At 62.7% G+C, this 23,730-nt stretch carries 20 protein-coding genes; 10 read left to right on the top strand and 10 right to left on the bottom strand.

The window, feature by feature from the left end; translation table 11 throughout:
• Positions 1-226: 226 nt before the first annotated feature.
• A complete protein-coding gene (locus EFD56_RS09825) occupies positions 227-1,513 on the top strand; it encodes a hypothetical protein (RefSeq protein WP_126905168.1) in 1,287 nt (428 codons plus the stop codon).
• Between the two features lie 59 nt (positions 1,514-1,572).
• Here the strand turns inward: EFD56_RS09825 and EFD56_RS09820 are convergent, their stop codons facing one another.
• Genes EFD56_RS09820 through EFD56_RS09810 form a run of 3 tightly spaced genes read right to left on the bottom strand, consistent with a single transcriptional unit; the run spans position 1,573 to position 4,662 of the window.
• A complete protein-coding gene (locus EFD56_RS09820; protein ID WP_126905167.1) occupies positions 1,573-2,673 on the bottom strand; it encodes a D-TA family PLP-dependent enzyme in 1,101 nt (366 codons plus the stop codon).
• On the bottom strand, positions 2,674-4,149 hold the full coding sequence (locus tag EFD56_RS09815) for a M81 family metallopeptidase (protein ID WP_126905166.1): 1,476 nt from the start codon (positions 4,147-4,149) through the stop codon (positions 2,674-2,676).
• Between the two features lie 30 nt (positions 4,150-4,179).
• Complete coding sequence (locus EFD56_RS09810) at positions 4,180-4,662, bottom strand: hypothetical protein (protein WP_126905165.1); 483 nt, start codon at positions 4,660-4,662, stop codon at positions 4,180-4,182.
• A 111-nt stretch (positions 4,663-4,773) separates the two neighbouring features.
• On the opposite strand from EFD56_RS09810, the gene EFD56_RS09805 reads away from it, so the two are divergent.
• The 5 genes from EFD56_RS09805 (at position 4,774) to EFD56_RS09785 (ending at position 9,453) form a co-directional block, all read left to right on the top strand.
• Positions 4,774-5,163, top strand: a complete 390-nt coding sequence (locus tag EFD56_RS09805; RefSeq protein WP_004672940.1) for a RidA family protein — start codon at positions 4,774-4,776, stop codon at positions 5,161-5,163.
• Between the two features lie 22 nt (positions 5,164-5,185).
• Positions 5,186-6,049 carry a MurR/RpiR family transcriptional regulator gene (locus tag EFD56_RS09800; protein WP_037144776.1) on the top strand — a complete coding sequence of 288 codons (864 nt, stop codon included), beginning with the start codon at positions 5,186-5,188 and terminating at the stop codon, positions 6,047-6,049.
• Positions 6,050-6,074: 25 nt separating this feature from the next.
• Positions 6,075-6,851, top strand: coding sequence for an SDR family oxidoreductase (locus EFD56_RS09795; RefSeq protein WP_126905164.1), 777 nt, complete (start codon positions 6,075-6,077; stop codon positions 6,849-6,851).
• A 100-nt stretch (positions 6,852-6,951) separates the two neighbouring features.
• A complete protein-coding gene (locus EFD56_RS09790) occupies positions 6,952-8,175 on the top strand; it encodes an MFS transporter (RefSeq protein ID WP_126905163.1) in 1,224 nt (407 codons plus the stop codon).
• Positions 8,176-8,250: 75 nt separating this feature from the next.
• Positions 8,251-9,453, top strand: a complete 1,203-nt coding sequence (locus tag EFD56_RS09785) for an ROK family transcriptional regulator (RefSeq protein ID WP_126905162.1) — start codon at positions 8,251-8,253, stop codon at positions 9,451-9,453.
• 21 nt (positions 9,454-9,474) lie between these two features.
• Here EFD56_RS09785 and EFD56_RS09780 read toward each other — a convergent pair whose 3' ends face one another.
• Together EFD56_RS09780 and EFD56_RS09775 are read right to left on the bottom strand one after the other, a co-directional pair.
• The gene (locus tag EFD56_RS09780) at positions 9,475-9,780 is read right to left on the bottom strand and encodes a hypothetical protein (RefSeq protein ID WP_126905161.1); all 306 of its coding nucleotides are present in this window, start codon (positions 9,778-9,780) and stop codon (positions 9,475-9,477) included.
• Positions 9,781-10,073: 293 nt separating this feature from the next.
• Positions 10,074-10,988 carry a DMT family transporter gene (locus EFD56_RS09775; RefSeq protein WP_126905160.1) on the bottom strand — a complete coding sequence of 305 codons (915 nt, stop codon included), beginning with the start codon at positions 10,986-10,988 and terminating at the stop codon, positions 10,074-10,076.
• Positions 10,989-11,143: 155 nt separating this feature from the next.
• On the opposite strand from EFD56_RS09775, the gene EFD56_RS09770 reads away from it, so the two are divergent.
• Entirely contained in the window at positions 11,144-12,007 is an 864-nt protein-coding gene (locus tag EFD56_RS09770) for a helix-turn-helix domain-containing protein (RefSeq protein WP_483475671.1), read from the top strand.
• Positions 12,008-12,016: 9 nt separating this feature from the next.
• Here EFD56_RS09770 and EFD56_RS09765 read toward each other — a convergent pair whose 3' ends face one another.
• Entirely contained in the window at positions 12,017-14,038 is a 2,022-nt protein-coding gene (locus EFD56_RS09765) for a beta-N-acetylhexosaminidase (RefSeq protein ID WP_126905159.1), read from the bottom strand.
• A 392-nt stretch (positions 14,039-14,430) separates the two neighbouring features.
• Between EFD56_RS09765 and EFD56_RS09760 the strand changes: the two genes are divergently transcribed.
• The 3 genes from EFD56_RS09760 (at position 14,431) to EFD56_RS09750 (ending at position 20,524) form a co-directional block, all read left to right on the top strand.
• Complete coding sequence (locus EFD56_RS09760) at positions 14,431-15,339, top strand: flagellin N-terminal helical domain-containing protein (RefSeq protein ID WP_126905158.1); 909 nt, start codon at positions 14,431-14,433, stop codon at positions 15,337-15,339.
• A gap of 253 nt (positions 15,340-15,592) precedes the next feature.
• Positions 15,593-17,134 (top strand): DHA2 family efflux MFS transporter permease subunit, encoded by a 1,542-nt coding sequence (locus EFD56_RS09755; protein ID WP_085744152.1) that lies wholly within the window; start codon positions 15,593-15,595, stop codon positions 17,132-17,134.
• A gap of 102 nt (positions 17,135-17,236) precedes the next feature.
• Positions 17,237-20,524, top strand: coding sequence for a GH36-type glycosyl hydrolase domain-containing protein (locus EFD56_RS09750; RefSeq protein WP_126905157.1), 3,288 nt, complete (start codon positions 17,237-17,239; stop codon positions 20,522-20,524).
• A 9-nt stretch (positions 20,525-20,533) separates the two neighbouring features.
• Here EFD56_RS09750 and EFD56_RS09745 read toward each other — a convergent pair whose 3' ends face one another.
• The 4 genes from EFD56_RS09745 to EFD56_RS09730 all read right to left on the bottom strand — a co-directional run bounded on the left by EFD56_RS09745 (position 20,534) and on the right by EFD56_RS09730 (position 23,726).
• Entirely contained in the window at positions 20,534-21,280 is a 747-nt protein-coding gene (locus EFD56_RS09745; protein ID WP_037144802.1) for a FadR/GntR family transcriptional regulator, read from the bottom strand.
• Positions 21,281-21,407: 127 nt separating this feature from the next.
• On the bottom strand, positions 21,408-22,172 hold the full coding sequence (gene kduD / locus EFD56_RS09740) for a 2-dehydro-3-deoxy-D-gluconate 5-dehydrogenase KduD (protein WP_269465986.1): 765 nt from the start codon (positions 22,170-22,172) through the stop codon (positions 21,408-21,410).
• The gene (kduI, locus tag EFD56_RS09735; RefSeq protein WP_085744154.1) at positions 22,169-23,005 is read right to left on the bottom strand and encodes a 5-dehydro-4-deoxy-D-glucuronate isomerase; all 837 of its coding nucleotides are present in this window, start codon (positions 23,003-23,005) and stop codon (positions 22,169-22,171) included. Before kduI ends, kduD begins: the two co-directional genes overlap by 4 nt.
• Before the next feature lie 574 nt (positions 23,006-23,579).
• Positions 23,580-23,726, bottom strand: coding sequence for a DUF1127 domain-containing protein (locus EFD56_RS09730; RefSeq protein WP_004669789.1), 147 nt, complete (start codon positions 23,724-23,726; stop codon positions 23,580-23,582).
• Positions 23,727-23,730 lie beyond the last annotated feature (4 nt).

Below are 23,730 nucleotides of genomic sequence, written 5' to 3'. Positions count from 1 at the left end.
CGATCAGGGCGTTCCGCTCTAAATCCGAACCGGCTCCTACCAAACGAGACCGCGGGCGGCGACCTCTTCGACGCGGATCACGACGCCGCCACGGTGGAAGACTATTGTTTAGAACGGGTTACCCCTCACAACATCCTGTGCACAACGCTCGATTTAACACTGTCGCCAATTACAAGCAACCAAGTAGCAAGTATATTTTCGCTCAGCTGCTGGGGGAGAATTGCGCGTGACCGACCTATATGTTGCCAAAGTACCGGACAAGACGATTCTCGACATGCTTGCCGAGCTAAAGAAGAAGTATGGTTCATCTCATATGGCCGTTGATCTCGGTGGTGTGCCGCTAGGGGTGAACGAGCACGAACTGATTCGGAAGAAGAAGGGGCCATCTCTTCTCATACAGTCGTTTTCATTCAATCCGGACGACAACATCTTCGACGTGAGTATGAATCGCGGCAATATTCTGCCGAGCCTTAACCCTGCTTACTATGATCTTATAAAGTTCAACCCCACGATTGGCCGTATTAACGCCGAGAAGCTGCTTGAGATCGAGGAGGTCCTTCGCCGTTACCTTACCTTCCCCAAGGCCGGCGACGCGAAGGGATTAGCTGAAAATACCCTTGGTATCATTGACCGTGAAACCGCCTCGCTTGCCCAACTCCACCAGACTATGTTGGAGAACGCCGAAGGTCTTCGTATTAGCTACGAGGAAGACGCCGCCAAACGCCGGAAGAAGTTCGAGGAGCAGCAGCTTCTAGCCGACGAAGAGATCCGGAAGCGAGAAGCTGAGGCGCTTGAGCGCATCAATGCTGAAAAAGCTGCCTTAGACGAGAAGATCAAAGAGTTCGACCAATCCGACCATATGTTTGCGCGCCGAAAACTGCGTGAGGACATTACCAACCAAGTACAGGAGTTTACTAAGCGCCCCCTCTCATCCCGGCAGTCAGCCTCCAAATTCTGGCTTATCGCAGGTCTTTGCCTCGTCGCGAGTGCGGGCGCGGGCGTACTCGCCTTCGAAAGCTTCCAGTCTTTCGTTTCGCTGGCCCAGGCAACACAGGCCATTCCAGGCCCCACCGCTGCTGTCCTCGAAACGCAACGCCTCCCGCAAGATACCTACCTGTTGTGGATGATGGCGCTTCGCGGCGCGGTACTCTCGGCGGTTTGCGTCGGTTTCGCTGCATATCTAATTTCGCTGCTTCGCAAGTCCTACGATTCCGAGGTGCGAACCCTCCACGAATTCCAGCGATATGGCATGGATATTAACCGTGCGAGTTGGGTCATTGAGACCGCAATGGAAATGACCACCAAGGAAGGAGCAGCCCTTCCCGAACGATGGATCGAGGGAGCATGCGCAGGCCTGTTTCAGGCGGACAACAAAAAGGATGCTGAGGTCAGTTCGCTAGCGGCTCTGGGCGCGGTTATGGGCTTGGGGCCAGAAGTTACAGTTGGGCCTACCGGTGCCAGCTTCAAAATCCCTCCCAAGGGTGCCAAAAAGGCAGCAAACGACGCCGAGTAGATCGGCCTATTGGCGAATGGATCAGGGCAGACCATGTCACCCTCAACCGAAACCGACCCCTACCAAACCAGCCCGCGAGCCGCGACCTTCTCGACGCGCGTCACTACCCCACCCCGATGAAACACCATCGTGTCGAACAGGTTGGAGACCACGCAGGTGTGGTTTGGGATGATGAAGAGTTTCTCGCCGATCTGCGGCCGGGGGCCGGCGCAGTTCGAGAGATCGATCACGCCGTGTTCTTCCGAGAGGCTGGTGATCCGCGCCTGGGGATAACCGACGATCAGGCCGTAATCGCTGAAGCCCTGCAGGTCCGAGGTCAGGGCCTTTGAGCCGGCGTCGATGACGGCGCGGTCGGCGGTCGGGCGGGAGACGACGGTTGCGAGCACATGCATGGCGCAGTCGTCCTCGCCGCAATGGCCCATGCGCACCATCTGGCGGTCGTTGTAGATATAGGTGCCGGCGCGATGTTCGGTGGCGGAGGGGACGAGATGCGCCTCGAACAGGCTCGGCGTTCCGCCATTGCTGACGATCGGGCAGGCGATGCCGTCGGATTGCAGGCGTTGCAGCGTCTCGGCGATGAAGGCTTCGACGGCGGCTGCTGCTTGCGGTTTGGGATAGGTGACGATGCCGCCGAAGGTGAGGCCGTCGGCAGCGGCGATGCGCCTGGCGAGCGAGGCCGCCTCATCCGGTGTCTGCACGCCGCAGCGGCCGCCGCCGGTGTCGCATTCGACCAGCACGGTCAGCGGCTTGTGGCCGGAAAAATGCGCGGCGAGGCCGTCGACCGTCTGTTCGCTGTCGGCGACGACCTTGAGATCGGAAATGCGCTCGTTCAGCCTGGCCAGGCGCTCGAGCTTCTGCTGTCCCAGGATGTTGAAGGTGATGAGGATGTCGTTGAAGCCGGCTTCGGCGAAGACTTCGGCTTCGGTGACCTTCTGGCAATTGATGCCCTTGGCGCCGGCGGCGACCTGGGCGACGGCGAGCGCCGGGATCTTGTGCGTCTTGATATGCGGGCGGAAGTTCAGCCCGTGCTCATCCATATAGGATTGAACGCGGGCGATGTTGGCGGCCAGCCGGTCTTCGTCGATCACGGGGCGCGGCGTCGAGAGATCGGCGATCCGGTCTCCTGCCTTGGCGACGACGGCAAAGCTGCGATCAGGCATTCAGGCGGCTCCGCGTTTTAACCCATGTGGATCGGCCACGATCGGCCATATCGTCTTCGGCGCCCGCCGGTACGGCGTCGTCGCCGGATTATTGGGATAGGGCGTTCCGGCAGAGCAGTAAAGGATTTCCGCGGCGATCTTAGAAAAGGAGGCGAAGAAATGATTGGTGGATTTGATCACCAGGATCTTCTGCTTCTTGGGATCGATGCCCATCACCGAAAAGAGGCTGGGGTCGAAGCTCTGGGCGCGCGTCGAATTGAGGATGATGTCGATGCCGTCGAGCACGATATGGGCGGCATCGCCGAAGGGCGCCAGGCTCTCGCCGAACTGCATCTCGGCATTCCTGACCAGTCTGACGACCTTGACGGTGCCGTCGATCGGATTGCCGGTGCCGGGCGCCGATTTGGCGCCGAACCGCAGCGGAATTTCCGCCCCCTCGCCCGCCGCAAAACAGATCTGCACCGCCATCGGATCCCAGATGGTGCCGACCGCCGCGCTGGTGACGCCGCGGGCCATCAGCTCGGCGAGGATGACGGTCGCATCGCCGGCCGTGCCGCCGCCCGGATTGTCCCAGACATCGGCGATGACCACGGGCCATGCGGTGGCGGCCATCGCGCGCGAGACCGCCTCCCTTTCGTCGATCTGCGGCACCATGAAGGTGCCGCGCTTGGAAAACAGTTCTAGGCCGAGATCGCGCGCCAGGGCCGCGCCCTTCTCCGGCTTGTTGTCGGTGACGACGAGCAGCTTCGTTCCCATTTCGGGAACGTCGCCGACCATGAAACCGTGGATCACCGAGATCGACAGGATCTCGGGATCGTCCTTCTCGATCCGCATGATCTTGTCGACGAAGGAACGCATCGGGTCGCGCGAGGTCGGGAAGACGTCGATCATCCGGCAGTCGAACACCGACATGACGGGCTTGACCCGGCCTTCGAGCGTGTCGACGGCAATGCGCCAGAGATCCTCGGCGCGGTCGACGAAATCGGTGTGCGGAAATTCCTTGAAATAGACGGCGAAATTAAGCGCGGCGACACGTTTTGCGGTGAGGTGGCTGTGCGGATCGAGCTCGGCGCAGATGAGGACATGGGGGCCGACGATTTCGCGCATGCGGGAGAGAAGATCGCCTTCCGTATCCTCATAGCCGGCTGCGACCATCGCGCCGTGCAGGCCCATGACGACGGCATCGACCGGCATGGCCGCGCGGAGCTGGCCGAGGATTTCGTCGCGCAGCTCTTCATAGGTCGTCCGGTTGACGAGGCCCGCCGGATCGGCCCAGGTGGCGGTGCCCTCGATCAGCTCCCAGCCCTTTTCTCTCGCGACGCGCCGGCCGACGGTGATCGGCGCGGTGCATAGCGTCGGTGTATCAGGGTGCTGGCCGGGCGGGGCATAAAGCGAGGCTTCGAATGCGCGACGATCCACGCAGATCGGGGAAAAGGTGTTGGTCTCGGTCGCCAGTGCTGCCGTGAATATGCGCAAGAAAGTGGCCTTCGTGTTGTCGGCCCCGCGTCACCCCATCGGGTTCGGCAGGTAGCCGGTGAAACCTGAGATCTTCCAGCGTCCCTGGTGCCGCCTGCAATAATAGAGCGTCTGCCATTGCAGGACATCGCGGGTGCCGTCGGCCTTGGTGATGCCGCCGTCGAATTTCTTGCGGACAAGCGCCGTGTCGCCTTCGATCTCGATGTCTTCGAGCGTCGTCGTGGTGAAGATCGCCGTGCGCGGATCTTCGGCGAAACGCTGCCCGGCAAAATCTCTCGCCTGCCTCAGCCACTCTTCGCGATAGGCCGAAAGCGAGGGAAAGGCGAGCCGCCACTTGTCGGGGTTCACCTCTTTGCGGCCGTCGATGCCGATGAAGCCTTCTTCGACGAAGTCATCTTCCACCATCGACCAGTCGGCGGCGAGAAAAGCGTCGATATCGCGCGAAACGAGCATTTCCCAGATCGCCTGCCGGGCGCTGTCCGAGGGAAAAGGGTTCTGAAAAGGATCGCGCATGTCTCCCCCGGATTGAAATTCTTTTCATAAATCGCGTTTTTCACTGGTCAAATTCTGCTTTCTATGGTCATTTGTCAACGTATCAAGAAAATAATTTGCAAGGACTTCAGCATGCCCATCAAGCGCTATGGCACGGTTCAAACGGGCGCCGGCGGCAAGACGTTGCCATTCGCGCGTGCGGTCGAAGCCGATGGCTGGCTTTATGTTTCCGGTCAGGTTGCGATGGAAGACGGCGAAATCATCGACGGCAACATCATCGCCCAGACCCACAAGACGATCGCCAATGTGCTGGAGATTCTCGAGGAAGCCGGCTACGGCGTCGAGGATGTCGTGCGCGTCGGCGTCTGGCTCGACGATCCGCGCGACTTCTGGACCTTCAACAAGATCTATCAGGAGTATTTCGGCGAACATCCGCCGGCACGCGCCTGTGTGCAATCGTCGATGATGGTCGATTGCAAGGTTGAGATCGACTGCGTGGCCTATAAGAAGAAGGACGCATAGCGAAAAATCGGTGGGAGTCGGTTTGGATATCTTTTCGACATTGCAGGAAGATAAGAGCCGGCTTTCTCCTTCGGAGAACCGCATCGCCGAAATCATCGTCAACGATTTCGAATTCGCGGTGAATGCCTCGATCATCGAGCTCGCCGAACGCGCCGAGGTTTCGCCGCCGACCGTCACGCGCTTCTGCCGCCGGCTCGGCTGCGAGAGCTTTTCCGATTTCAAGGTGCAGCTCGCCCGCACCGCCCATATCGGCGTGCGTTATCTGAAGCCGGAATCGAAGAGCACCGAACCGGCCGATGTTGCCCAGGATATCATCACCAAGGCGCAGAACGCGCTGTTTCTCCTGCATCGCTCGCTCGATCTCGCGGCGATCGAAGCGGCCGTTGCCCATATCGCCAAGGCCGACATGATCTATGCCTTCGGCTCGGGCGGCAATTCGTCGATGATCGCCGATGAGCTGCAGAACCGCCTCTTCCGTCTCGGGCTTCGCATCACCGCCAGTTCCGATCACAGCATGCAGCTGATGATGGCGGCGGCGGCCCGGCCGGGCGACGTGCTGATCGGCTCGTCCTTCTCCGGGCGCAATCTGGAGCTGGTGCGCGCCTTCGAGCTTGCCCGCCAGGCCAAGGTGAAGACGATCGCGCTGACCCAGACGGACAGCCCGGTTGCCAAGGCCGCCGAAATCGTCGTGCCGATCGACCTGCCCGAAGGCAACAATATCTATCGTCCGACCTCGACGCGCATCGCCTATATCGCGACGGTCGATATTCTCTCGAGCCTGGTCGCCTATGCCGTTCAGCCGAAGGCGACGACCACGCTGCGGCGCATCAAGCAGCAGCTCGTCATCCACCGCGACGGCGACGACCGGCAATTGCTTGGAGACTGAAATCCATGAGCGGGAGTCTGGGAAAATGACCCAATCGGCAGCCATCGTCACAGGGGCGGCGGGCGATATCGGCGCGGCGATCGCCGCACGTCTTGCCGAAGATCACGACGTCGTGCTGCTTGCCGACATCGATGCGGCGGCGGCGGCCGCCGTCGCTGCAAAACTCGGGCCGGCCAGCCGTTTCGTCGCCGTCGGCTGCGATGTGACCAGCGAGACGAGCATATCGGAACTGGCAAAACGCGCCGCCGAGGCCGGGCTGGTTCGAACCCTCGTCAACAATGCCGGTGCGGCACGCGCGACCAGCCTGCACGACACGACGCCGGAGATCTGGCGGGCGGACAATGCGCTCAATCTCGAAGCCGCCTTCTTGTGCTTCCGCGCCTTCGAGCCGATGCTGAAGGCGTCCAAAGGGTCTGTCGTCAATATCGCCTCGGTCAACGGCATGCATGTCTTCGGGCATCCGGCCTACAGTGCCGCCAAGGCCGGTCTGCTGCATTTCACCCGGCTGGTCGCCGTGGAATACGGCAAGTTCGGCATCCGCTCGAATGCCGTTGCCCCCGGCACGGTGAAGACGCAGGCCTGGGAAGCGCGCGCCGCCGCCAATCCCAACGTGTTCGAGGAGGCGCGCCGCTGGTACCCGCTGCAGCGCGTCGTCGATCCCCGCGATGTCGCCAATGCCGTGGGCTTCCTGGCCGGTCCGCTCGCAGCCGCCATATCAGGGGTCTGCCTGCCGGTCGATTGCGGGCTGACGGCAGGCCAGGCCGAACTGGCGCGAACTTTCTCCCAATCAGAGCATTATTGATCAGCCGCTCCGATCTTCGAGCGCACAGACAGCATGACAGACCTTCAGGACTGCCCGCCGCGGCCGCGCCCGCGAATCTTCCCATTCGATTGATGATGCGATGAGCCGCTTCTTTCCCGACGTCTTCCGCAATCCGGCGATCCGCGCCAGCATGATTGCCATTTTCACCTTCGGCATGGCGGGGGCGATGACCGCGCCCTATCGGTCGATCGTCGGCATTCGCGAACTGGGCCTGAGCGACGGGCTCTATTCCTTCCTCGCCTTTGCCTCGGCGGCGGTGAATGTGGTGATCAGCGTCCTGCTCGGCAATCTTGCCGACCGGCTCGGCGAATACCGTTCGGCGATGATCGGCGCGTGTCTGTTCGGCATCGTCGGCTACGGCATCGTTTATGCCTTTCCAAGCCCGGCGACCTTCATCGTCAGCGCGCTGCTGCCGCTGCCGATCTACGGGGCACTGAACTCGCTGCTGTTTGCCAATGCGCGCGCGGCGATGCAGGGCATGAGCCGCAGCGACATGGTGACGGCCAACTCCGGCGTGCGCGCGATGATCTCGCTCTCCTGGGTGCTGATCCCCGGCATAACGGGTCTTGTCCTCTCCGGCGCGTCGAGCATGCTACCGGCCTATCTCTTCGCCAGCCTCTCCTGTGTGCTGTGCCAGGGCATCATCCTCTTTGCTCTTCCGAAGCGCGCCGGAGCGATGATGGCGGAGGTTCGCCGTCTCACCTATTTCGAAGCGCTCCGCCAGGTGGTGTCGCCGCGGGTTTCGGCGCATATCGCAGGTGTCGCCCTGATCACCAGCACGCTGCATCTGAATGATGCGCTTCTGCCGTTGATCGCCACGGGCGCGGCGCATGGCCGGCTCAGCGATGTCGGCATTCTCGTCGGCATCGTCGCAGCGCTGGAGATCATCTTCATCATCGTCTGGTCGCGGATCGCCCGGAAGACCGGCCAGATGATGGCGCTGGCCGCCGGCACCATCATCTACGCGCTGTTTCTCGGCCTGCTCGGCTTTGCCTCCGCTCCATGGCACCTCTATGCGCTGACCCTGCTTGCCGGCATCGGTGCTGCGGCGATCATCAGCATTCCGATCACCTACCTGCAGGATCTCATTGGCGACCGGCCAGGGCTCGGCAGCGCGCTGATCTCCGTCAATGTCTTTGCGAGTGCGGGCATCGGTGCGCTGGTCTTCGCCGCCGGCACCTGGGCGATCGGTTATTCCGGAACCGCCATTCTGAGCGCAGTCACCGGCCTGTCTGGGATCACGATCCTCGGCCTGCTGCAGCGGCGCAATGCCGTTGCGCCTGCCGACGCCGAGGTTCAATAGGCGGCACGAAGAATGTGGCTTTCATCGCCACCCGTCTTGTGACAAGGGTGGTGAAGCTTATCCTTTGAAGGCGACATGAAGGCGATCTCCGGCACGAATCTCGAGCAGGCCAAGTCTCACAATCGGCGGGTGGTGATCGAGTTGATCCGCACGCACGGTTCTCTGTCGCGGGCGGCGATCGCCCGGATGACGGCTCTGACGCCGCAGACGGTGTCGAATATCGTCGAGGAGCTGGAGAGGTCGCATCTACTCGTCGCCGCCGAGGCGCAGAAGCTGGCGCGCGGCCAGCCGATCATTCCCTATTCGATCAATCCCGCCGGCGCCTATTCGATCGGCCTCGAGCTTGGCCGCCAGCGGGCGAGCGGCGTGCTGACCGATCTCTCCGGCGCCGTCTGCGCGCGCATCGAGCGCCATGTCGAACATCCTGATCCGCAGCGGGCCATGCCGGTCCTCCAGTCGATCGTCGAGCATCTCAGGCAGGCCTTCGCCTTCGATCAGCAGCGGCTGCTCGGCGTCGGCATCGCCCTGCCCGGCCGTTATGCCGAGGGCGGCACCACCTCTCTCAGCCCCCAGAGCCTGCCCGGCTGGCAGGGATTCCCCGTCGGCCACGAGCTGGAACAGCGGCTCAATGCGCCGGTGCTGGTCGAGAACGATGCGACGGCGGCGGCGATCGGCGAGCGCCTGCACGGTGTTGCCCGCGGCCTCGCCAGCTTCGTCTACCTGTTTCTGGCCGGCGGCGGCGGCATCGGTGCCGGCATGTTCCTCGACGGCCATCTCTACAAGGGCAGCCGCAACAATGCCGGCGAGATCGGCCATATCATCGTCGAGCCGCATGGCAGGCTCTGCAGCTGCGGCAAACGCGGCTGCCTCGATCGTTATGTCTCGCCGTCGGTCGCCTACGACTTCATGGGCATCGCCAACACAGCGGAACTGTCGCCCGACGCGCTCGACGCGCTGATCGACAGGGGCAGCGACGGGCTGGACGCCTGGCTCGACCAGGCCGTCCAGCCACTGCGGCAGACCGTCGATTTCCTCGAGCTCGCTTTCGATCCTCAGACCATCGTGCTCGGCGGCAGCCTGCCGACATCGCTGATGCGCCGGCTTGCCGACCGGCTGGAGCCGCTGCACGATCCGATCGACCCCGGCCGGCAGCGGACGGTGCCGCGCGTCATGATCGGCATGACCGGCAAGGATACCGCCATCCTCGGCGCCGCGGCCCTGCCGATCTTCTCCGAAACCAATCCGCGCTTCGACGTGCTGCAGAAGCCGGTCGGCTAAACGGTCAGGGGATATTTTGGTTTAGTGAAAGTATTTCTGAAGAAAAATCATGTAAAGTATCATCGGTGAGGAGGCGATGGTGGTTATTTTGAGAAATTTACGCCTTAGTGATAGATACTCTGCGGCAATCTCCGGCGGACAATCGGGGTGGCCATAGGCTATCCCCGTGAAAATAGTTCCGGCGTGGTAAGTTATATTCCCGATGCGGGCAGCGCGTGCGGCGAGCATTTCGTTACGCACATAAAAGTAAGCGGTTAGCGCGCAGACGATGACAAGATCAATTCCCAGCGTGACGCGGATCGCAAAGTTGATTTCACCGTGCGTCATTCCTTGCCCTGGCCCTTAAAAATCGCCAACATATACTCGCAGCATCTCGCGAATTTTTCCTCACGCAAGTGGAATGAGGCGTTCTCGTCTGCTTCCCCTTCTACGACATTGAATGTGGTTAACGGATCGTAAGACCCAAGTGTCTTGCGAGCGCTTCGAAGTATTCCCATGACTTGCCCGACGGCTTCGTCCAGCCGGTTTCGGCGGGCCCTGAGATGCACGGGAAGTCGACGGTCGAAGACGGCGCGATCCACCTGAAGATCGCGACGCGCTTAGCGCGCCTCGCCCGTCCTTCAGCCGCGGGCCGGCAGGCTCGTATCTGGTTGCGGCGACCGCCGCGCGAGAGGCCGCGCAAAGATGATCACGTTCCCGAGCAGCGTCAGCGCCAGCCCGATCAGGCCGAGGCCGGTCCAGTGGTAGCCCTCGAAGACCGTCGACAGCGACAGGGCGACGATCGGGAACAGCACGGTGGCGTAGGCCGCGCGTGAGGAGCCGATGCGCGACACCAGCATGAGATAGGTTGTGAAACCGATCACCGATCCGATGGCCGAGAGATAGAGCAGCGCGGCAAGATAGGTGACGCCCGATGGTGCCACGATCGGAGTCCGCGTCACGGCAATCAGCACGAGGAGGACGATCGCGCCATAGGTCATGCCCCAGGCATTGGCGGTCAGCGGTGAGATTCCGGCCGCGCTGTTGCGGCGCGATGCCATATTGCCGAGCGAGAAGAACAGCGTGCCGAGCGCTGCAAGCCCGATCCCTTTCAGCGTGCCCATATCGAAATCGACGACAACCTCCTCTCCGAACAGCAGGAGAAGGCCGGTTGCGCCGAGCGCCGCTGCGAAGAGCGTGCGGCCGGTAATGCGGTCGCCGAAGAGGAGGCGCGCATTGACGGCATTGTAGATCGTCGCGAGCGAGAAGATCACCGAGATCAGCCCTGAAGGAATCGAGCCGGCGGCGTTGTAGAAACAGATGAAATTGAGGCTGAACAGGCAGAGCGCTTGCGCCAGGATGAAGGGTTGATCGCGCAAGGCGGGGAGCTTGAGCCGGCGAATGGCAGCCAGGATGGCGACGAAGATCATGGCGGCAAGCGCAAATCTGTAAAAGACCGAGACCAGCACCGGCACGGGACCCACCTGCATTGCAATGGCGATCCAGGTCGTCCCCCATATCAGGACGGTCGCGATGAAAAGAACGGCATTTGCCATGGAGGTGTCCTCTTTTTCCCCACGAATAGGCAAACCGTGAGCAGGTCTCTTGCAGATTCTTGCTATGAAATCGATGTGCCCGGACTTCCCCCCTCGCCATCTCAGGGGTCCCCCCGTATTATTCTGAACGCGTGCCCAGCTGTGAGATAGAATGAGTGAACGATAGCCGCCTCTCGGTTTTCAGGTTTTTGTCCGCCTCTCCCACTGCGCGGATGTCACAGTCGATCGATCTCGGTTTCGGGCGATCGGCTGCCATCTGGAGCAATGCGCATGACAGGATGAGCTATCAGCGGCCGGACGGTCATACGTTCAGTCTTTATCTGAGCGGCGGCGCCGGAACGCGTCGGCTGGATGGCGGCCCCGACGCGCGCGGCCGTCCTGGCGTGCTGTGCATCATGCCGCAGGGGCATTCGTCCGAATGGGAGATCACCGACTTCCTCGAATTCGTCCATCTGTATATTCCCGACGATCAGATGCGGCGGATGTTTGCCGAGACGTTTGACCGCGATGCGCGGCTCATGGCTCTTCCGGAAGTGACCTTCGACGATGCCCCCGCCTTGGCGCTGAGGCTTCGGCAGATGACGGAAGCGATGTTGGCGGGCGGGCATCTGCTGGCCGAAGAAGCGATGACGCAGGCGATCCACGATCTCTTCGTTGATCCGCGTTATGGAGGCATGCGTGCCTGTACGATCAGCGGCGGGCTCGCGCCGCATGTGCGGCGCCGAACCCTGGATTATATCGAGGCCCATCTTGGCGAGACGATCCGCCTGCAGGATCTGGCTGAGATCGGCCAACTCAGCGCCTTTCATTTTCAGCGGATGTTCCGGGCAAGCTTTGGCGTGTCGCCGCATGGCTGGGTGGCGCACCGTCGTGTCGAGCGCGCCAAATCGATGTTATCAGACATGGAGCCGATCGCGCAGATCGCTTCGGCCTGCGGCTTCAGCAGCCAGAGCCACATGACGCGGGCCTTCAAGCAGGGCACAGGTCTCACGCCCTCGGCCTACCGGCAGCGGCAGTAACGCCGGCGCTCAAGATTCCTGCAGCCCGTAAAGCAGCGGCATCAGCCCAGCGAGCGCCTTGAAGCGGTCCCATGACTTTGCTGATGGTTTGGTCCAGCCGGTTTCGGCAAGCCCCGAGATGCGCGGAAAAACGAGGCGGTCGAAGACGGCGCGGTCCGTCATCGGTTCCGACCAGATGCAGGCCTGGATGCCGAGCAGCTTCTGCTTCTGCGCCGCCGTCCAGCCACTGAGCGGATCGAACTTATAGAGCTTTTCCGCATCGGAATTCCCCGCCCAGCTGGCGCCCGGCTCGTCCCAATCGGGCCTCAGCGCCATGTCGAGGTAATAGACCTGGCCGGGGCAGACGACCATCTGATAGCCGCGTTCGGCGAGCTCGGCCGAGACCTCGACATTGCGCCAGCTGCAGAGATAGCTCTTCTCCTTGTCGATGACGTCGCCGTGCGCCGCCTCCTCCCAGCCGCCGGTGATGCAGCCCTTGCTCGCCAGGAAACGCTGAACGCGCTCCAGGAATTCCGCCTGCAGGATCGCCGCGCCGGAGCCGTGGATATCGTCGGCGCCATGCGTGTTGGTGACGACGTTCAGCCGCTTGGCATGGGCATCGGCAACCGCGTCGCCGGCGACATCCCGCAGGCGCGCGAGCGCTGCCGGCGAGCCGGACCACGCGCCGAGCGGCACCTCGTCGGCGCCGAGATGGATTGTTTTGAACGGAAAGAGCTCGATCAGTTCGGCAAGGATCGTCTCGACGATCTCGTAGGTCTGCTCGCGGGCCGGATTGATGCAATTGTCGGGAAAGCCCTGGACCGAGTAGTAGCTGCCTTTCTCGGCCGGATCGCGCAGCTCCGGGATCGCCTGCTGCATGGCGTAGCAATGGCCGGGCATGTCGATCTCGGGCACGATCTCGATGCCGAAGCTCTTCGCATGGGCGACGATCTCGCGGATGACTGACTTGGTGTAGTAGCCGCCGGTGCGGGCCGGGCTCGACCCGAGCAGCGGCGGCACGGCAAGGCCGTGGCCGCGCCAGGCGCCGATCTCGGTCAGGGCGGGATAAGCGTCGATCTCGACGCGCCAGGCCTCGTCGTCGGAAAGATGCCAGTGGAAGCGGTTGAGCTTGTTCCAGGCAAGCACCGCCAGCAGCTTCTTGACTTCGGCGGCGCCATAGAACTGGCGGGCGACATCGAGGTGCAGGCCGCGCCAGCCCATTGCCGGCTCATCGACGATCTCGCCGGATGCGGGAAATTGGAAAACGCCGGGATGCAGCCTGGCGCCGCGCCAGATCTGGCCGAGTGTGACGAGGCCATAGAGAAACCCGGTGCGGCCGCTCGCCTCAATGGTCAGCCTCTCCTCGTCGAAGCTCAGCCGATAGGCTTCGGGACCGAAGCCGGCGGCATCCTGCAGGATGACCGGCACTGCGCCTTCCGCCTCGCTGCGCACGATGCCTTCGACGGCGAAGAGATGGTCGACCAGCGCCGCGAAGCCTTTCGCCGCCGCCTCCCCTTCGCTGCTCTGCGCCCGCGGGGCAAACCCGGCCGGCAGCGGCCGGCGCGAGGCGACCGCGACATGGTTCGGCCAGGGAATGACCGAGATCTGAACGGGCGCATTGGCGGGAACCGGATAGATCTCGGCGCCACGCTTCAGGCCCGCGTTGCTGACCGAAGAGCGCGTCGGCTCGACGCCGAGCACGATGGTGCTGCCATCGGCAAGCGCGAGATAGGCGCTCGTCGCACCGTCCGTCCAGTGGCGGAACTGCCAGCTCAGCGCATAGACGGAGATTGTCCAGGTCTCGCCGGCGCCGAGAACGAAACCGGCCGGCGGCTGGAATTCGGTGAAATTGGAAAGCCGCTTTGAGACCGTCGCGCCTTCGACGCGTCCGGCCGGATCGACGCGGCCGGGGCCGCTGACGCAGAGGGAAAAATTCGAAAGCGGTTCGCTGCCGAGGTTCTTGAGGCGCAGGACATAAGAGAATTCCTTGCCGTCGGCGGGCGGGTTCCAATGGGTTTCAAGCCGCAGGGCGTTCGGTCGCGGTGTCGACATCATCACTCTTCCTTCAAGGGAAACCAGGCTTCGAGCGTACCGGCACCGGCGCCGGGATCACAGTGCGATTTGAAGTCAATCAAATTGATTTAATAGTGATAGTCGGTTTTTCGCCGGGGCGTCAATCGGCGGCGCGGAATTTTTGCCGCCGAGCTCGAGACCAGTTCTCGCCGCCGATCGGCAGACAAGCTCCCTTCTTCGACGTGTCGCAATTCAGAAAAATTTCGGCTCACGCCATCGCGTTAACCATTAAGGTACTTTTAAGTACGATAATTAACCCAACGATGGCGAATTGATCGCAAACACGGGGTCAATAAGCATGAGGCTGCTCGCCACGGCCGGGATGTGTCCCGGGTTTCACCATATTCAACCTCCGAAGCAGGCGAACTCCAATGACGAGCATCAATACGAACAATTCCGCAATGGCTGCCCTTCAGACGCTGCGCAGCATCAATTTCAATCTCGAAACGACACAGAACAGTGTCTCGACCGGCTATCGGGTCGACACCGCATCCGACAACGCCGCCTACTGGTCGATCGCCACCACGATGCGCTCCGACAACAAGGCGCTGTCTGCCGTCTCCGACGCGCTCGGCCTCGGCGCGGCAAAGGTCGATACGGCTTACACGGCGATGGACAGCGCGATCGACGTCGTCGACGAGATCAAAGCCAAGCTGGTGGCGGCGACCGAAGACGGCGTCGACAAATCCAAGGTCCAGGAAGAAATCAGCCAACTGCAGGAACAGCTGATGAGCATTGCCCAGTCGGCGTCCTTCTCGGGCGAGAACTGGGTCGCCGGCGCCGACGGCACCAAGAGCGTCGTATCCTCCTTCGTCCGTGACGGCTCCGGCGCCGTTTCCGTCAAGATGACGGATTACGTTCTCGATACCAGCTCCACCGGCAACGTGCTGTTCGGCATGAACGGCGGCTCGATCGAAACCTCCACGGGTATCCTCGGAACGGCGGATGCAAACGGCGATTCCGTCTACTCGCTCGACATCACCAACTTCACCACCGGTCAGATCCAGTCGGCGCTGACGACCATCGAATCCGCGCTCTCGGCGATGACGTCGGCCGGTGCGCAACTGGGTTCGATCTCGACCCGCATCGATCTGCAGGAAGACTTCGTCGGTGCGCTTTCGGATTCGATCGACTCGGGCGTCGGCCGGCTGGTCGATGCCGATATGGAGGAGGAGTCGAGCAAGCTTTCCGCCCTGCAGACGCAGCAGCAACTGGCGATCCAGTCGCTGTCGATCGCGAATTCCTCGTCCCAGAACATCCTGTCGCTCTTCCGCGGCTGATCCTGGTCGATGCAAAGGGAGCCGGGCGCATAGAACGCCCGGACCATATTCGCTGATCGAACCCCGAGCCTGGCCTTCCCGGCCAGGCTCGGTTGTGTTTCGATCTTATGCAATCTCTTGGCGTGTATTGGCGGCTCAAGGATGCCGCAACATTTCCAATCCCCCTTGGTCCGAAAACCAATTCCGGTTTTCGAGCCGATGCGCTAGATATACCCACCAATGCAGAAAGATGCGGCGCAGGCGGGATCATCGCATGTCGGAACGACCTGAAGCTGCTCGCCCTGACGGAACGCCTGCCATCGTCTGGCTCGGCTTCCTGGCCATGTGCGTCGGCATGTTCATGGCCATCCTCGACGTCCAGGTGGTGGCGACGTCGCTGCCGACCATCCAGTCGGCGCTCGGCATCGATCCGGATCAGATGAGCTGGATACAGACGGCCTATCTCATTGCCGAAGTGATCGCGATCCCGCTCACCGGCTTGCTGACGCGGCTGCTGACGATGCGATGGCTGTTCGTTGCCGCCATCACCCTGTTCGTGATTGCCTCGGCCGGCTGCGCCGCCAGCGGCAGTTTCGGCACGCTGGTCGCCTGGCGGGTGCTTCAGGGCTTTTCCGGCGGGACGCTGATCCCCTCGGTGTTTTCGGCCGTGTTCATCCTCTTCTTCAACGAGCGACAGGCGCTAGCGACGACCATCGCCGGCGTGCTGGCGGTGCTGGCGCCGACCATCGGCCCGATCGTCGGCGGATGGCTGACCGAAACCTATTCCTGGCACTGGCTGTTCCTGATCAATATCCTTCCGGGCATTGCCTCGGCAGTCCTGGCGGCCCGCTTCCTGCCGCGGCAGGCGGCCGACCCGTCCGAACTCCGGCATCTCGACGCGCTGTCGCTTGTCCTGATGGCGACGGCGCTGACGAGCCTGGAACTCAGCCTGAAAGAGGCGCCGACCAGCGGCTGGACGTCGGCCTATGTGCTGAGCCTGCTGGCGGTCTGTCTTGTCTCGGGAGGCGCGTTCATCGGCCGGACGCTGCGCCGGCGCCGGCCGATCGTCGATCTCGGCAACTTCGCCGATCGCAACTTTCTCGTCGGCTCGGTCCTGAGTTTCGTGCTTGGCATCGGCCTTTTCGGCTCGGTCTACCTGATGCCGGTCTTTCTCGCTTTCGTCCGGGGCCACGATGCCCTTGAAATCGGCATGACGATGCTGGTCACCGGCATCGCGCAGCTGATCACCGCGCCGGTCGCGGTCGCGCTGGAGAAGCGCATGGATGCGCGGCTGCTGTCGGCTGTCGGTTTCGCCCTGTTTGCGATCGGTGTCGGCATGAGCGCCTTTCAGGATCCGCGGTCGGATTACGATGCGATGTTCTGGCCGCAGATCGTGCGCGGCGTCGCCATCATGTTCTGCCTGCTGCCGCCGACGCGGCTGGCGCTCGGCACGCTGCCGGCCGATCGCATTCCCGATGCCAGCGGGCTTTTCAATCTGATGCGCAATCTCGGCGGCGCCATCGGCATCGCGCTGATCGACACCATCATCTACACCCGCTCCGAACCGCTGGGCCAAGATCTGTGGGCGCGCCTTCAGGCCGGCGAAATCGAGGCGGCGACATTCGTCGGTGCACCGCTTCAGACGATATCAGGACATAGCGGCAGCTTCGATGCCGATACCACGGCGCTGCTCGACCCGCTGATCCAGGCGGCGGCAATCGTTCAGGCGATCAACGAAGCCTGGATGGTCGTCGCCATCCTGACCAGCTGCGCCCTGTTGTGCGTACCTTTCGCCAGGCGTCCGGAGTCGGGGTGACGAGCGTCACGACCGCTTGTCGATCTGCCGACCACCGGTAAGATTTCTCTCAATCTTTTTGCGCCATCCTCTGATTCCCTCTGATCAATCGACGAGATCTCAATGGCCCCCAACCGGACGCGCAGTTTGCAGATGCCACGACGTGAAGAGCTTGGCCTCTTTACGATCAGCAACGGTTCCGGCCTGTCGATATCGGCGCTGCCGAACGGAACGTTATTTGCCATCGAATATGCCGACGACAAGGGGGCGGTGCAGATCAACCAGATCCAGGGCTCGCCGCTCATCGGCGGCATCGGCCGCCTTTACCTGCGCGTCGGCGGCGCCCGCCCCGATGTCGTCGAGATCGTCGGGCCGCGTGCGAGAGGCAGTTTCGCCCATGATGCGGCGAGCTTTTCCTGGAGCGGCGAGACAGGCGATGTCGCCTATGACGTCCGCCTCGCCCTTCACCGCTCTGAAACGGCATGGTTCTGGCGGGCCTCGATCCGGCATCTGAAAGAGGGAACGCTGCCGGCGGATCTGGTGCTGATCCAGGATGTCGGCCTCGGCGACCGCGGCTTTCTGATGAACAGCGAGGCCTATGCCTCGCAATATGTCGATCACCACATCGCCGACCACAAGGCCTACGGTTGCGTTGTGATAAACCGGCAAAATCTCAAACAATCAGGCGCCCGCAATCCCTGGCTCGCGCAAGGCTGCCTCGACGGGGCTGTCGGCTATGCCACCGATGCGATCCAGCTGGTGCAGGCAAAGGATCGGCTCGACGACCTGCTGGTCGGTGCATTCGGCACGCGGCTGCCGAGCGAACGGCGGCAGCAGGAGACGGCCTGCCCTGCCCTGCAATCGAGACCGCTCTCGGTCGCATCCGATGGCGCGACGGCGAGTTTTTTCGCCCTGTTCGCCGCCGATCATCCGAAGGCGTCGAGCGATGCCGATCTTGCGCGGCTCGACGGCATCGCGCTGCCGGACGAGGCGGCCGCTCATCCGGAGGCGGCAGCACAAGTCCGCAGCCTGCTCCAGGACGCTTCTCTGCTGGAGGCCGAGCCGCTCGACAAAAAGACGATCAACCGGCTCTATCCCGAGCGCCGCCTGGAAGAGCGCGGCCACGGAAAACTGCTCTCGTTTTTCGTGCCGGACGGCGTGCTCAACCGCCACGTCGTGCTGCGCGACAAGGAGCTCATCATTACGCGGCGCCACGGTGCGATCGTCCGAAGCGGCCAGAACATGCTGCTGGATGATGCCACACTCGCCGCCACCTGCTGGATGCAGGGCATTTTCGCCGCGCAGCTGACGATCGGCAACACCTCCTTCCACAAGCTCTTTTCCGTCTCGCGCGATCCCTACAATCTGACGCGCGCCAGCGGGCTGCGCATCATGGCCGATCTCGGTGTCGGCTGGCAGCTTCTGGCGGTGCCCTCGGCCTTCGAGATGGGGCTGAGCGACTGCCGCTGGATCTATCAATGCCCGGGGCGCACGATCATCGTCACGGCTGTCGCCTCCGGCGCGGATGCGGCAATGCAATGGAGCGTCTCCGTTCACGGCAAGCCGTGCCGCTTCCTGGTCTTCGGCCATGTCGTGCTCGGCGAACGTGAATATGACGCGGGCGGGCAGATCGACTTCGACCCTTCGCGCAAACGCATCTCCTTCCGGCCCGACGCCGCCTGGCTCTGGGGCGAGCGTTACCCTGATGCCGTCTATTGGCTAGTGAGTTCGACGCCCGATGCCATCGACGAGATCGGCGGCGACGAACTGCTCTATACCGATGGTCTGGCGCGCAACGGCGCTTTCGTGGCGCTGCGCTCCCGGCCGACGCAGTCCCTCTCCTTCGCCGTCGTCGGTTCGATGACCGATGCTGAAGACGCCGAGCGGCTGGCGCGCCGGTATGAAGTCGGCGTCAGCGATGAGGCCATGCTCGCGCCGGCATCGACATTCTGGCGCAAGGCCGTGCGCGGCATGGGGATCGACGACGCGTCGCCCGATCTTGCCGCCCAGGCGACCCTCCTGCCCTGGCTTGCCCATGACGCCATCGTGCATCTGAGCGTGCCGCACGGGCTGGAGCAATATACCGGCGCGGCCTGGGGCACGCGCGACGCCTGCCAGGGGCCGATCGAATTCCTGCTCGCCTATGAGCACGACCGCGAGGCCAAGGCGGTACTGAAAACGGTCTTCAGCGAGCAATACCTCGAAAAAGGCGACTGGCCGCAATGGTTCATGCTGGAGCCCTATGCCAATATCCGGGCGGGTGACAGCCACGGCGATATCGTCATCTGGCCGCTGAAAGCGCTCTGCGACTATGTCGAAGCGACCGGCGACCTCGCCGTTCTCGACGAGAAAGTGTCCTGGCGCGACGAAAAGACCATGCAGAAGGCGCCGAAAGCCGATACCATCGCCATCCATGTCGAGAAGCTGCTCGATACCGTCCGCGAACGTTTCATCCCGGGAACCCATCTGATCCGTTATGGCGAGGGCGACTGGAACGATTCCCTGCAGCCGGCCGATCCGCATCTGCGCGACTGGATGGTCAGCAGCTGGACCGTCGCCCTGCTCTACGAGCAGATTGTCCGCTATTCCGCCATCCTGCGTCGCCTCGGCCGAGGCGAGGAGGCAAAGTCCTTCAGCAAGATCGCGATGGCGATGCGTCGGGATTTCAACCGTCATCTCGTCCGTGACGGCGTCGTTGCCGGCTATGGCATCTTCGATCCCGCTCATGACGGCGTCGAATTGCTGCTGCATCCGACCGACACGCGCACCGGCCTCTCCTTCTCCCTGATCGCGATGACGCAGGCGATGCTCGGCAAGCTGTTCACGCCGGCGCAGAGGCGCGATCATATGCGGCTGATCGAGAAGCATCTGCTTTTCCCCGACGGCGTCCGGCTGATGGAAAAGCCCGCGACCTATACCGGCGGACCCGAGGCCTTGTTCCGCCGGGCCGAATCCTCCTCCTTCTTCGGCCGCGAGATCGGACTGATGTATGTGCATGCGCATCTGCGTTATTGCGAAACGCTTGCGCTCGACGCTGCGGTGGACGCGCTCTGGAAGGCGATTGCCGTCGTCAATCCGATCGCCGTCACGGCGGCCTTGCCGCATGCGTCGCTGCGCCAGCGCAACACCTATTTCAGCAGCAGCGACGCGGCCTTTCCTGACCGCTATCAGGCGGCGGACGATTGGGCGCGCCTCAAGGCGGGCAAGATCGCGGTCGACGGCGGATGGCGCATTTATTCAAGCGGGCCCGGCCTTTATACCAGGAGCTTCGTGGAAAATATCCTCGGCTTCAAACGACGCTTCGGTCGGCGCCGGCGCAAACCGCTTCTGCCGGCGGCGCACGCCGCGGTCGATCTGAGGACGGATCATGCCGCCTGGCGGCGGTTGATGAAGCCGAAGCCACAGACGTAACGAAGACGGTCAGGATGGCTCTGTCGCGTCGCGCAGTTCTTCGAAGCGCGCGGCGCTCTTCGACAGATGGGTGCGGATGGCGCGGCGCGCGGCCGCTTCGTTGCCGTCGCGGATCGCCGCGAAGATGGCGTGGTGTTCCCGGCGCATGCGGGCGGCATGGCGCTGGCGCTCGAAAGCCGTCATCTTGTCGAGGCGCGCCCATTGGCGCGGCACCATGATGTCGCCGAACGTGTCGAACAGGCGGCTGTAATAGGAATTCTGCGTCGCGACCAGGATCGACCGATGGAAGGCGTAGTCCTCCTGCGCGCCGTATCCGCCCTTTTCCAGCGCCGTGTCGAGGGCATCGAGACGGTCCTGCATGCGCTCGATATCCTCCGGCGTGCGCCGCAGCGCGGCAAGACCGGCGGCTTCATATTCGACCCCGATGCGCAGCTCCAGCACGCGCAGAACCTCGTCGATCGACTGCAGGTCGTTGGGAATGATCGAGAAGGAACGCGGATTGGGATCGTTCGAAACGAAAGCCCCCAGGCCCTGATGCGTGGTGATCAGGCCTTTGGCGCGGAGCGTGGCGAGCGCCTCGCGCACGATCGTTCGGCTGACGCCGGTCGCGGCCATGATCGCCTGTTCGGTCGGCAGGCGCTGGCCGGGCTTCAGGTCGCCGGATTCGATCTGCGCCATCAGCGTATCGGCAAGGCTGCTGCGCAGGTTCGGCGGCTGGCGATTGGTTGTGAAGAGCGCGTTGTCCTTATCCGTCATTCCCGATCGAAATCCTGCCTGTCGAGGTGGCGGCGGCGACCGCTACCCCTGTGCTAACGCATGCCGGCCGGAAAGGCAAAACGACGGGCGGCGCGACAGCTCTATACCGGTCATCCGGCGAGGTGGATCACCGCGCCAGCCAGCCGCCATCGACGGGCAGCACCGTGCCATGCACATAGTCGGATGCCGACGACGCCAGGAAGACGGCCGCACCGCCGAGTTCATCAGGCTTCCCCCAGCGCCCGGCCGGAATGCGGGCGAGGATAGCGGCATTGCGATCCGGATCCTCGCGCAGCGCCGTCGTGTTGTTGGTGACGAAATAACCCGGCGCGATGGCGTTGACGTTGACGCCCTTGCCGGCCCATTCGCAGGCAAGCAGCTTGGTCAGGCCGGCAAGGCCGCTTTTCGAGGCGGTATAGGACGGGATGCGGATGCCGCCCTGGAAGGACAGCAGCGAGGCGATGTTGATGATCTTGCCCCTGCCCTTGTCGACCATGTGACGGCCGGCCGCCTGCGACAGGAAGAAGGCCGTCTTCAGGTTGACGTCGATCACTGCGTCCCAGTCTTCTTCGGTGAAGTCGAGCGCATCGGCACGGCGGATGATGCCGGCATTGTTGACGAGGATGTCGAGGCCGCCGAAAGTCTGGATGGCCTCGGCGACGATCTCCTTGACCGGCTCGATCGTGCCGAGATCGGCCTTGATGACGTGGAAGCGGCTGCCCGCTTCCTTCACCAGTGCTTCGGTTTCGTCCATCGAGGAGCGCCCGACGGCGACGATCGAGGCGCCGGCCCCGGCCAGCGCCGCCGCGATGGCCTGGCCGATGCCGGTATTGGCGCCGGTGACGACGGCCGTCCTGCCGGAAAGGTCGAAGGGAATGGCCACGGCGCTCACCTCAGATCCGCAATGGCGATGTGATCCATGTCGGTGAAGCTCTTGTTGTCGCCGGCCATCGCCCAGATGAAGCTGTAATTCTTGGTGCCGGCGCCGGAATGGATCGACCAGGGCGGCGAGATGACCGCCTGTTCGTTGGCGACCAGCATGTGCCGGGTCTGCTGCGGCTCGCCCATGAAGTGGAAGACGCGCTGCTCGGCTTCGAGATCGAAATAGAGATAGGCTTCCATGCGCCGGTCATGCGTGTGGGCGGGCATGGTGTTCCAGACGCTGCCCGGCTCGATCATGGTGAAGCCCAGAGTGAGCTGGCAGGACTGGCAGACCTCCGGGTGGATGAACTGGTAGATCGACCGCTTGTTGGCCGTCGCCGCTTCGCCCGGCGTCAGGTGGCGGGCCTTTTCGCGGGTGAGCAGCACGGTCGGATGCCTCTGATGGGCGGGCGTCGAAACCAGATAGAACTTGGCCGGATTGGCGGCATCCGCGCTCTCGAACCTGATGTCCCTGGCGCCCTTGCCGGCGTAGAGGCAATCATATTTGGCAAGATCGTAGCTTACGCCGTCGACGATGATGCGGCCGGCGCCGCCGATGTTGAGGGCGCCGAGTTCACGCTCGGCAAGGAAGGTTTCCTGGCCGATCGCCGTCGGCGCCGTCAGCGTCAGCCCGGCGCCGAGCGGAGTGGCGCCGCCGATGACCATGCGGTCGTAATGGGAATAGGTCAGCCGGATCTCGCCGCCTTCGAAGATGGTTTCGACCAGAAAGTGACGCCGCAGCGTTTCGGTGTCGTAACCGCGCACGGCCTCGGGGTGGGAGGCGTGCCTCACATCGATCTGCATGTCAATTTTCCTTCAGCTTCATTGTCGTCAGGCAGTGCCGCTATTGCGGAAAGCGGGTCATCTCAGACGTTTTCCGCCGCGGTGGTATCCGTCTGGTTACATAGTTGTACGACAAGTTCGGTGTCAACAGCTTTGTCGGCGCTTGCTCGACGAGATACGAGGCCGTGGGGGCGTTGAAGCAGAACTGAGAACAGAGGAGGACATCACCATGGCAAGCGGCCGCATGCGGCGCGGTCCGTTTGTAGGTGGCCAAAACGAAAAAGCCTGCCGCGGGAGGAGGTGCGGCAGGCTTTCGAAAAGAACCGAACGACAGCTGGGAGGAGGAGTGCTGTCGTTCCCGCAGGCGACCCTGGGAGGAGGATGGGCGCCTGCATATCGAAGAGATGCGGGAGGAGGTGCATCGCTTCGATGGAAATAATCATACTTATTTTTTGCCCAGTCGATAGGCATTTCTTTGCAAGGCAGCCATGCATTATGCGAAATGCTCATGGCTGGCAGACGCCGCAAAAGCAAAGCGCCCGCTCGGGAGAAGCAGGCGCTGGGCAAGGCTCGAAGATGGTCGTCTGTCGAGCCGTTAGCGGCCGATGGCTGCACGGGCGATAGAGCGAATTTCGCCGCGGCCGATGCCGAGGTCGTCCAGTTCGCGCGTGGTCATACGGCCCAGTTCAGCGACCGTCTGACGGTACTTGCGCCAATTGTTGAAAGAGCGTGCTACGTTCATGATG

This window comes from Rhizobium phaseoli (assembly GCF_003985125.1).
Taxonomy (GTDB): Bacteria; Pseudomonadota; Alphaproteobacteria; order Rhizobiales; family Rhizobiaceae; genus Rhizobium; species Rhizobium phaseoli.
Note: the sequence above shows the minus strand (reverse complement) of the source record. Positions and strands in the feature narration are given on the sequence as shown.